Raw genomic sequence first — 9,791 nt, 5'->3', positions numbered from 1 at the left:
GACCGCCTTCATCGCGGCCCACTCAGTTGGGTAGTTGGGACGGATCTCCGCGACCATGCGCACCGCACGCTCACGAAGCTCAGCAGGGTAGGGGGACGGACGGGCCATGACTCGATCCTCTCAGGGAATCGAGCCTCCATCAGACCCGGAGCGGTTCAATGCGACGTAGCTCAAAGGCTGTGGTTCTGGCCGGCCGGCCACCCGACCAAACACCCGCAGGGATACCACGCGGGACAGGCCGACCTTCTTCGGAGCGGGACTCCGCAGCTCCACACGGCGCCACGACGGCACCCCGGTGGCCTCTGAGCCAAACCCGGCGAGATCGACCTGGCCTGGCGTGACGCCACTCGGCGCGCTGCAGCGCTCCGGAAGCATGTCGACCCGGCTGACGGCGGCGGCCGTGACACCGACCCAGTGAGCTTCACCTGGAACCGGTTGGCGAGGCGTGTCACACGGACGGTCCGGTCAGGCAGCAGAGGCATGATGTCCGTCCTGACCACCGGTGACAGGGAGAGGCCAGCCAGACTGTTCGGTTGATAGCGGGCGACGGAGAGCTGCACCAACGCGTGGTGGAAGGGCATGCCTTCGGGACCTGTCACGGACACATCGCACGACCAGCACTCTTCGCCCTCGTGACACTCCGGCTGGTGCGGCTTGACGATGACGTCGGCGGCGGCCTCCGGTAGCCGCACCCGCCTGTCCTGGCCTGTGGCGCTGGACACCTGGGATGCGAATGGTGAACCGATGGAGATCCCGGCAGTGCGCACCGCAATCCCGCCCAGATCCACCGGGTTTGAGCTGGCGGAGGTCTTGAGGGGCTTTACACCGCTGGTTCCTCGCGTCCGGTAGCGACCTGGCCAGCAGTCACGGTAGACACCGTTGCAGTGAGTGATCTGTCACTCCTCGACCGGCGTCGGCGCCTTCGCGGGCAACGCGCGCCCCGTGGTGAACGCGAACTCGGTGAAGCCGTCCCGCCCGCACACGCCGGTGATCGTCGTCTCGACGGCGCCCGGACCGCGCACCGCCGCGAGCTCGAACTCGATGCCGGTCTCGGAACGCGTTCCAGAACCGACGTACCGGGCCGGCCCACTCGGGTGGTACACCGCGATGTGGAGGCCAGAAGCGCCGTCGGGGTGGCATAGCACGATCATGCTCGTGTGATACGACCCGTCGACGGGCGCCCTGCTCGCGACCAGCCCGGCGACCGCAGGACGTTCCAGCCTGGAATACGGTGCGAAGACGTCGGCGTTCACGATCACCGCGTAGGTCCGCGCCCCGCACCGGACCGTGGTGACCGGGCTGCTGTCGAGCGGTAGCCCGTAGTTGTCGGACGCCACGTCCGCCGCCACCTTCGAAGCGGTGCCGGCCGGGGCGGGATCGGCCTGCCCCACCTCGGCGGGCTGTGGTGGGGCCGGCGCGGGGAGGACGTCCTCCGGGCGGACGCCCGGCAGCTCGAATCCCGTGCGGCCGAGCCGGTACGCCACGACCGACCTGGCGAAGGCGACGTGATCGCGCAGGTCCGCCGGTGCGTCGTCGAGCATGTCGGTGAGCGCGGGAACGGCCTGCTCGGCTCCGATCCGTGCCAGCCCGGCCACGATCTTGTGCCGGACGACCGCGGACGGCTCGTCCGGCAGGGCCGCCAGCAGATCGGTTTCGGCGGTGCCGTCGGTCCTGGACAGCAGTATCGCGCCAGCGGCGCGGACGGTGTCGTCGGCGTCGCGGTCCTCCAGCGCCGCACGGAACAGTTCCCCGCCTTCCGCGGTGCCGGTAAAGCACGAAAGGGCCTTCACGCGCAGCGCGGCACGCGACTCGCCGCGCGCGATAGCGGCCAGCTGGGCGCTGTCGTCCGGCGGGAGCTGTGCGACCGAGGCCGGGTCGGGGGTGTGCTCGCCGCGCAGGATCTGAGCCACTGGTGGAGACAGTTCGCTTGACATGTTCGCTCCTACTTCATATGTGGACGACCATGCAGTGCTTCTTCATCAGGTCGCCCTGCCAGGCGAGGATCCTCGTGTTGCTATTGGAGGAACCGTTGTTCCCGATGAAGTTGTCCGCGTCCGCGATGTGGTCCAGGCCGAGATAGTGGCCGATTTCGTGCGCGAACGTGTTCCCGCTGTTGCCGAGATCGCCGTTGAGCGAGACCACGGTTCCGGTCATCACACTGCCACCGGCGTTCTTGTCGCACGGTCCGCCGACCGCCGACCAGCCGTCGGCGCCGTTCATCGAGCGCACCACGAACACATCCAGCGCGGCGTTCGGTACGGTCCACCCGTCCGTCAACTGCTCGGCTTCCGCTGCACTGTCGATGATCTCCAGCGCGCCCGCGTCCGCCGCGGAGATGACGTAGCGGCGCACGGTGCCGACATTGAAGTCGGCCTGGCAGTAGATCTGCCCCGTGGCGGTGAGCGAGTTCAGCATCTGTTCGATGTTCGCCGCGGTGAAATTGTCTCGCCCGACTGAGATGAGGTTGACGTCGATCGTCGGGATCCGTGGCACCCACCACCGCTGCCATACGTTCGTGTCCAGTCCGCGCGCAAAGACCTGTTCACGCTGCGCGCTCGTCGACGCCAGCGCGACCTCCGCGGTGATCGCGCCGTCGGCGTGCCGGCCCCAGGGGTGCCAGCTGTTGTCGTACCAGGCGAGCTGCCACAGGCCGTCGTCGTTTCCGCGCACATAGACGTTGGCCACCTGGGGATTGCGCGAAATGGTGCTCGGACCACCGCGGAAACCTCCGGAGGGAGCGCCGAGATTGAAATACCCCGACCAGCCGGGCCCCGCCTGCCAGAACTTGTGGTGCACGTTGCCGTCGGTGCCTCGGACGAAGACGTGCTCATGGTTAGGTCCCATCGATCCGGCGGTCGGATCGGAGGCGAGCACCATACCGTCGTTGTGCCGGGCCCACGGGTGCCAAATGCTGTTGAACCAGGGGAGCTGCCACAGCGCGTCGTCGTTTCCGCGCACGTAGACGTTGGCCACCTGCGAGTTCCGCGAAACCGTCGCCGGACTGCCCTTGAATCCCCCGGGCGGCGCGCCGAGGTCGAAGTAGGGCGACCAGCCCGAGGCGGCTTTCCAGAACTTTTGGTGCAGATGTCCATCGGCTCCACGGACGAACACGTGCTCATGGTCGATTCCCATGGACGCGACGGCGGGCGACGAGGTCAGCTGCATGCTGTCGCCGTGCCGCCCCCAGCCATGCCACTGCACCCCGAAATAGGCACGCTGCCACAACGCGTTGTCGGTGCCGCGCACGTAGATGTTGGTGATGCCGTCGCTCCTTGCGACCGAGGCGGGGTGGCCGACGATTCCTCCGGACGGTGCGGACATCGGGATCCACGCACTCCAGCCCATGAAACTCACCTCAACTCGGGAAGAGCCCATGCGGCTTGGAGTCAGGCAGGAAAATCAGGGAAGACGAGACCGAATGCTGATGCGAGCCCCTTTGGCTGGTGGAACCGGCCAGGAGGAAGGGCGACGGTTCAACATTCTGCGGGTGACCGCACGGGACATCGAAGCTCCGCTACCAGCGTCGCTCTCGCAGCGCCCTCTCGCAACTTGCCCGGAGAGCCGCGTGGGCATATCCAAGCCGGGGATAGTTCGGGCCATGGCGAAGGGGCCGTTCCCGATTTTCCCGGAACGGCCCCTTGAACTGCGACAGGAGTGCGGCCTGGACGATTCCCAGGTCCGCCGCTATCCGGGCTGGCACCGCCACATGACCCTCGCCATGCCCGCCCACGCCTGCCTCACCGTTCTGCGGGCCCGCGAGCTGGATGCGGAGAAAGCAGAAACGGATCATCCCAGCTCATCCAGTTGAGCCTCGCCGAGATACGACGCCTGATCACCCGCCTCACCGACCGCCGACCCACCCCCATCGACCACGTCCTGCACTGGTCGACATGGCGCCGACGACGCCAACACCAAGCACGCACCAGTCATTACAAACGACGCGGACACAGCCCCTCAAAACTGCCCAGCAATCGGAACAGGCACGGCAGTACCAGGCCACGACCACTCACACGTCACACGTCGAGCAGAGCTGGCTGCAACGCGACCAGGCTCTGACGGCCGCCCAGCGCGAGGCGGAGGCGGCCGCGTCACTCTCCCGGACCTCGATGACGCAGGGGCCGTCCTCGAACCCATGTGCCGTCACCTCACCCTCGCCCACACCTGCTCGCCGGACCGCGCCGCCGACCCCGGTGCGGGTGGTGTATGCGTCAACTGACGGGAAGGCGAGCGGGATTGCGGGGCAGAGCCATTTGCCGCCCTCCCCGGCCGGGAGGACGATGAAAGTGTCCTCCGGCCCACGGCCGGGCCGGACCTTCTTGGTCGCGCTGGGCGGCCCGCACGCCTCACGGCCCCGGCCCGTGATCCTGCATCCGCGTTCCTGCGACACCCACCTGGGAGCCCGGGATGGCGAGAATTCCGCGCGGCGTGGTCGATGCGCACGGCCGGCAGGCCGTCGTACACGATCACGAAGGTGCACTGATAGCACTGGACCTGGAGAACGGCGCACTGCTGTGGAGCCACGGGCCCAGCCTGCGACCGTGCGCGCTGCACGCCGGGTCGGTCGTGGCCCTGCGGATCAACCCGTCGCCGACGCTCATGGTCGTGGTGCTCGACGCCGCGACCGGCGAGGACCGCTGGACTTCGGAGCCGGTCGACCTCCCGCCGTGGGCACGTTGCACCCTCGACGACACCCGCGACTTCACCCTGCGGACCGAAGAGTCCGACGACGGCGTGGTGCTCCGCTGGGTCGCCCGGACCTGGTACCGCGGGGGCGCCGCACCGAGCGCAGGTGTCTTGGAGGAGTCCCGGCGCACGGCGCACGGAGCCCTGAAGGTCGGTCTGACGGGCCCCCCTTTGCTGGAAGTCCTCCCCGCAGCGGAAGCCGAGGCAGAGGCATGGGCGGGAGCCGGGGCGGAGGCAGAGGAGCTCCCGGAGAAGGCCGACGCCGATGTGCCACCCCCCGTACCGCCGGCGGCTTCTTCCGACCAGCAGTCCGCTGTATTGGACCAGAGCCTGGTCGGCGACAAACGCATGGAACTCCTCCTTCGCCCCGACTCGGGCGCCGTGGTCCTGAGGGCCGCAGACCCCCGCACCGGCACGCTCGCGTGGGAGGTGGAACTGGACCGCGCAACACCGAGGCGGGCGCCCAGGCTCCGGCCTTAGACGCTCCTCACCCAACCGCACCATCCCATCCCGATCGGCGGTGCCATCATGGCCATCTCAGACGAAGTAGTCGCCCAGCGGAAGAACATCAGCGTCACGCAGGTGCAGTTGCTGTGCCGCTCCCGCGGTACGACGAACGAGACGCTCGCCGCCCTGCCAGACGCCGCGGTACGGCGGGCCCTGCTGCGCCTCGACTTCCCCGACCTGCCCACTGCCCGCGGGCTCTTCCGCCTCAAGCAGGAGCGCAGTGACGACGGAAACGTCCGGCCGCACGGTCTGGGCGCGGCCTACGCGGAGGCGGAGAGCCTGCTGAGGCGCGAGGCGCCGCCCATGACCGCCGGTGTGCCGACCGGTCTGAACGGCCGACCTCGCCGGACCGGACCGGCCCCGACGGCCGGCATGCAGCTGGCCAACTGGGTGTGGCTCGGCCCCGGAAACATCGGCGGACGGACCCGCGGCATCGTGATCGACCCGGCGGATCCGGACAGGATGTGGGCCGTGAGCGCCGGCGGCGGGGTATGGCACACCCAGGACGGCGGTGCCCGATGGGCGCCGGTCGACGACTTCCTGGAGAACCTCTCCTGCGGCTGCATCGCCATGGACCCGTCCGACGCGTCCACGATGTACGTTGGGACCGGCGAGGCCTTCCACAACCTCGACGCCATCCGGGGCAATGGCATCTTCCGCACCACCGACGCGGTCGCCTGGGCCCCGATCGCGGCCACCCAGACCCCGGACTTCCAGTTCGTGAGCCGGATCGCGGTGTCGCAGGACGGGAGCGTCGTCCTCGCGGCCACCTCCACCGGCCTCTTCCGCAGCGAGGATCCCGCGCGGGCCACCTGGACCAGGGTGCTCGGCCACCCGCTCGGGGACGTCCGATTCGATCCACAGGACAGCGACAAGGCGGTCGCCGGGTCGCTGCGCGACGGCGCGGCCTGGTTCAGCCGAGACGGGGGTCTCACCTGGGACCTCGCGACCGGCGACCCGTGGACCGGCCGGGTTGAGCTCGCGTACGCGGCGCAGAACCCGGACATCGTCTACGCGTCGGTCCAGATGACCACCGGCCAGATCTGGCGGTCGCAGGACGGCGGAGCGTCCTACAGAAAGAGGAAGACGCTGACCCCGGACGGCCTGCCGTCGGACTACCTCGGCGGTCAGGGCTGGTACGACAACGCCATCTGGGCCGGGGACCCGACCGACGCCGACCTGGTGGTCGTCGGCGGCGTCAACCTGTACCGCAGCACCGACGGCGGCGACCATCTGGCCGAGATCAGCACCTGGTGGGAGCCCACCTCGGTCCACGCCGACCAGCACGCCATCGTCGCGCACCCCTCGTACGACGGAGTCACCAACCGCACAATGTTCTTCGGCAACGACGGCGGTGTGTTCAGGGCGGACGACCTGGCGGTCGTCGGAACCGAGCCGCAGCCCCCGTTCGTGAACGGCTGGACCGAGTTGGTGAACGACTACGGCGTGACGCAGTTCTACGCCGGGGCGGGCCACACCGGCAGCGGAAAGATCATCGGCGGCGCGCAGGACAACGGCTCGCTCGTCTTCGACCCCGCCCTCGGCACCGAGGACTGGCGGGAGTTCTTCGGCGGTGACGGCGGCTGGTGCGCCTCCGACCCCACCGACCCCAACGTCTTCTACGGCGAGTACGTCTTCCTCAACATCCACCGCAACACCGACGGCGCCACCACCGACGACACGCGGGGCGACCGCTACATCAGCGGCCAGTTCTTCAACTTCGGGACGGGCGAGTGGTCCTGGAAGCAGATGCCCTTCCGCATCCCGGACGCGAAGAACGAGAACGCGCTCTTCATCGCACCGTTCGTGCTCGATCCGAACGACGAGAACCGGATTCTGGCAGGCGGCGTATCGCTGTGGCGGACCGACAACGCCAAACAGCCCAACACCCCCACCTCCGGACCGACGTGGCGGGCGATCAAGCCCGGAGTCAGCGCGGTGATCAGCGCGATCGCGGTGGCGCGCGGCAACTCGGACGTGGTGTGGGTGGGCCACGAGGACGGCATGGTCTTCCGCACCGCCAACGGCACCGCGCCCACGCCCACCTGGGCACGCGTCGGCGCGACGGGGCCGAGTCCACTGACGCCACGGCGCTACTGCACCGGCATCACTGTGCACCCGACGGACCCGGGCACCGCCTACGTCACCTTCGGCGGATACGAGACCGGCAACCTGTGGGTGACCACGAACGCCGGAGCGGCCTGGACCAACCTCGCCACCACTCTGCCGCCCGCCCCGATCCGGGCCCTGGCGGTGCATCCGCGGCGGACGCACCTGCTCTACTGCGGCACCGAGGTGGGACTGTTCGCCAGCGAGGACGCCGGGGCGAGCTGGTCGCCGACGAACGAGGGCCCGACCAACTGCTCGGTCGACGACCTGTTTTGGATGGGCGAGGTGCTCGTCTGCGTGACCCACGGTCGCGGAATGTTCCGGATCGACCTGTCGACGATCCCGTAAGGCGAGCAGCGATGGATCCGCTTCTGATCCCGGTCGTGTTCCTTGCGGTGGCCGCCGCGTTCCTCCTGTCCGCCTCGGCCGGGTTCGGAGGCAGCCTGATCCTCGTCCCCACGCTGGCGCTGGTTCTCGGCACCAAGTCCGGGGTGGCGCTGGCGGCCCTCCTCCTCGCCGCCAACAACCTGGTGAAGGTCTTCGCCTACCGGGCGACGCTTCCCCTCCGCAAGGCCGCGCTCGTGATCGTGCTGGTCGCCGCGGGGGCCCTCCTGGGGGCCAAGTTGCTCATCTCCGCCCCGGAACGGGCCGTGACACTCGCGGTCATCGCGAGCTTCGCCGCCGCGTTCCTGGTGGAGACGTTCGACCTGACCCGCTGGCGGCGGGCCGGCTCCCCGCTGCTGGCCTTCGCCTCGGGTGCGACGTCCGGATTCAGCGGTACGTCCGGCCCCCTCAAGGGGCTCGCGGTCCGCGGGCTGGATCTGGACCGCCTCCACCTCGTTGGCGCGCTCTCCCTGGTCTCGCTCGTCGGGGACGTCACGAAGACCGCCGTCTGGACGGATGCCGCGCTGCTGACGGGCGGGGACTACCTCGTCGCCCTGGTGTGCGTGCCGCTGATGTTCATCGCGACCTTCCTCGGAAGACGCTTCAACACCAGAATCGGTGAGCGGGGCTATACGGGCCTGTTTTGGACCGTCATGGTCGGCTACACCGGACGCCTGCTGGCCGGCGTGTGACCCCGACCGTCACCGCCCGAGTCCGCGGGAGGTGACGGTCAGTCCGGCCAGCGCGACGAACATCCACGTGGTGAGGTACGCGAAGGCCGCGGCGGCGGAGAAGGCGGTCCAGAGGATGCTGGCGAGGGCCGAGGCGGCGAGGTTGCCGAAAGACTGGACGGCGGCGAGCATGCCGAAGGCGGAGCCGCGCATGTCCGCGGGGGCGAGGACCGCGACAGCCGAGTGCTCGGCCGTTTCGACCGCGCCGATGCCGATCCCGCCCAGGACGAACGGGACGGCCAGGATCGCGACGGCGGTATGGGCACGCCAGTGTTCGAAGGGCACTGCAAAATCCGCGAGCGAGCCCCGGAATGGTGGTCCAGGGCTCGCCGCTGTTCGAGGGACTACAGGTCGAACTCAAGGTGCGCGATGTCGGTGAAGCGCACCTCCCGGCCTCCGCGCAACACCATCCGCAGACGATCACACCCGCCGAACCGGCGGACTCAGCTTCCCGTCGCCGACTCCTGCTCCTCGGGTTCCTCCCCGTACGCGACACGCCCAATGGCGGAGTAGGCCGTGCCCAGCCTGCCGTGGAGCGCACCCACGAGGTCCTTCGCCGCGTCGGAGGACTCAGTGAACCGCTGGAGGACTTCGTCGAGCGGCTCGCCCCGGTAGTCGCTCATCAGCAGGTCCTTATCCTGCAGTTGCTGCACGGAGGCCTCGATCAACTCGATGGCGGTCCGCAACTCGCCGGCGCAGCAGTCGGCCGGGGCGCTGAAGGACAGGTGCAAGCCCCCCTCGGGGTCCGCACCGTCAAGCAGCAGCGCAATACCCATCCCGCCGAAGTGCAGGCACTTGACCGCGCCGCCCTTCACCCGCACGCGGGTACTGCGGCGTTACGGCCGCTGGACGCCTCGCAGCGCGTCGAGATGGTCGAGAGACCGGCCGGTGCGGTGCCCGTAGGCGAGGGAGAAGAACGGCAGCCCGGCCACGCCGATGAGTAGGGGTACGGCGGCGGCGGGCGGGTTGAGGAAGCCGATACCGACGGCGGTCGCCGCCGTAAGGGCCGCCGCCAGGATCAGCCGCAGGGTTTCACGGTTGCGGGCCGGCTCCAGGCCGGTCAGCTGGTCTTCGTCGAGTAGCGCGCCGAAGCGGCAGTCGAGGTAGCGGTCGAGGATGAGAGCGGTCATGGCGCACAGTTCCCGTGCTGCGCGGTGGGGGTCCTTGTCGAACTCCCGCGCCGCCCGCTCTAGGTGTGCTGACCGGACAGGTTGGTGACGCGGCTGGCTGGCGTTTGGCCGCCGATTCCGGTGTGGGGTCGGTGGTAGTTGTACCAGTCCAGTCGGGAAACGCTGCCTGGCGCTCGGCGTCTGAGGTGTAGGGCCGGTGGTAGGCCCACTCGTCGAGCAGGGTGCGGTGGAAACGTTCGACCTTGCC

General features: G+C 69.1%; 8 protein-coding genes and 2 pseudogenes. 4 read left to right on the top strand and 6 right to left on the bottom strand.

Features of this window, described 5'->3' with window-relative positions:
- Window positions 1-896 precede the first annotated feature (896 nt).
- Both OO68_RS41230 and OO68_RS43365 read right to left on the bottom strand, forming a co-directional pair.
- On the bottom strand, window positions 897-1,934 hold the full coding sequence (locus tag OO68_RS41230; RefSeq protein ID WP_106974547.1) for a HEAT repeat domain-containing protein: 1,038 nt from the start codon (window positions 1,932-1,934) through the stop codon (window positions 897-899).
- Between the two features lie 13 nt (window positions 1,935-1,947).
- Complete coding sequence (locus tag OO68_RS43365) at window positions 1,948-3,345, bottom strand: DUF8189 domain-containing protein (protein WP_051815029.1); 1,398 nt, start codon at window positions 3,343-3,345, stop codon at window positions 1,948-1,950.
- 301 nt (window positions 3,346-3,646) lie between these two features.
- Between OO68_RS43365 and OO68_RS41220 the strand changes: the two are divergent.
- The 4 genes and pseudogenes from OO68_RS41220 to OO68_RS41200 form a co-directional block, all read left to right on the top strand.
- A pseudogene (locus OO68_RS41220) lies at window positions 3,647-3,808 on the top strand (IS701 family transposase); the annotation flags it as partial.
- A 596-nt stretch (window positions 3,809-4,404) separates the two neighbouring features.
- Complete coding sequence (locus OO68_RS41210; RefSeq protein WP_106974546.1) at window positions 4,405-5,163, top strand: outer membrane protein assembly factor BamB family protein; 759 nt, start codon at window positions 4,405-4,407, stop codon at window positions 5,161-5,163.
- A gap of 48 nt (window positions 5,164-5,211) precedes the next feature.
- Window positions 5,212-7,647, top strand: a complete 2,436-nt coding sequence (locus OO68_RS41205; RefSeq protein ID WP_051815028.1) for a WD40/YVTN/BNR-like repeat-containing protein — start codon at window positions 5,212-5,214, stop codon at window positions 7,645-7,647.
- An 11-nt stretch (window positions 7,648-7,658) separates the two neighbouring features.
- Complete coding sequence (locus OO68_RS41200) at window positions 7,659-8,375, top strand: TSUP family transporter (RefSeq protein ID WP_033314631.1); 717 nt, start codon at window positions 7,659-7,661, stop codon at window positions 8,373-8,375.
- 9 nt (window positions 8,376-8,384) lie between these two features.
- On the opposite strand, the gene OO68_RS41195 is transcribed toward OO68_RS41200, so the two are convergent.
- The 4 genes and pseudogenes from OO68_RS41195 to OO68_RS45060 all read right to left on the bottom strand — a co-directional run.
- Window positions 8,385-8,699 carry an MFS transporter gene (locus tag OO68_RS41195; RefSeq protein WP_033314630.1) on the bottom strand — a complete coding sequence of 105 codons (315 nt, stop codon included), beginning with the start codon at window positions 8,697-8,699 and terminating at the stop codon, window positions 8,385-8,387.
- Between the two features lie 158 nt (window positions 8,700-8,857).
- A complete protein-coding gene (locus OO68_RS41190; RefSeq protein ID WP_033314629.1) occupies window positions 8,858-9,235 on the bottom strand; it encodes a hypothetical protein in 378 nt (125 codons plus the stop codon).
- A gap of 15 nt (window positions 9,236-9,250) precedes the next feature.
- Complete coding sequence (locus tag OO68_RS43360) at window positions 9,251-9,544, bottom strand: hypothetical protein (RefSeq protein ID WP_051815027.1); 294 nt, start codon at window positions 9,542-9,544, stop codon at window positions 9,251-9,253.
- Window positions 9,545-9,603: 59 nt separating this feature from the next.
- A pseudogene (locus OO68_RS45060) lies at window positions 9,604-9,791 on the bottom strand (integrase core domain-containing protein); the annotation flags it as partial.

The sequence above is a fragment of the Streptomyces iakyrus genome, assembly GCF_000717055.1.
Taxonomy (GTDB): domain Bacteria; phylum Actinomycetota; class Actinomycetes; order Streptomycetales; family Streptomycetaceae; genus Streptomyces; species Streptomyces iakyrus.
The sequence above is the reverse complement of the archived record's forward strand: the minus strand, read 5'-3'. Positions and strand labels throughout refer to the sequence as shown.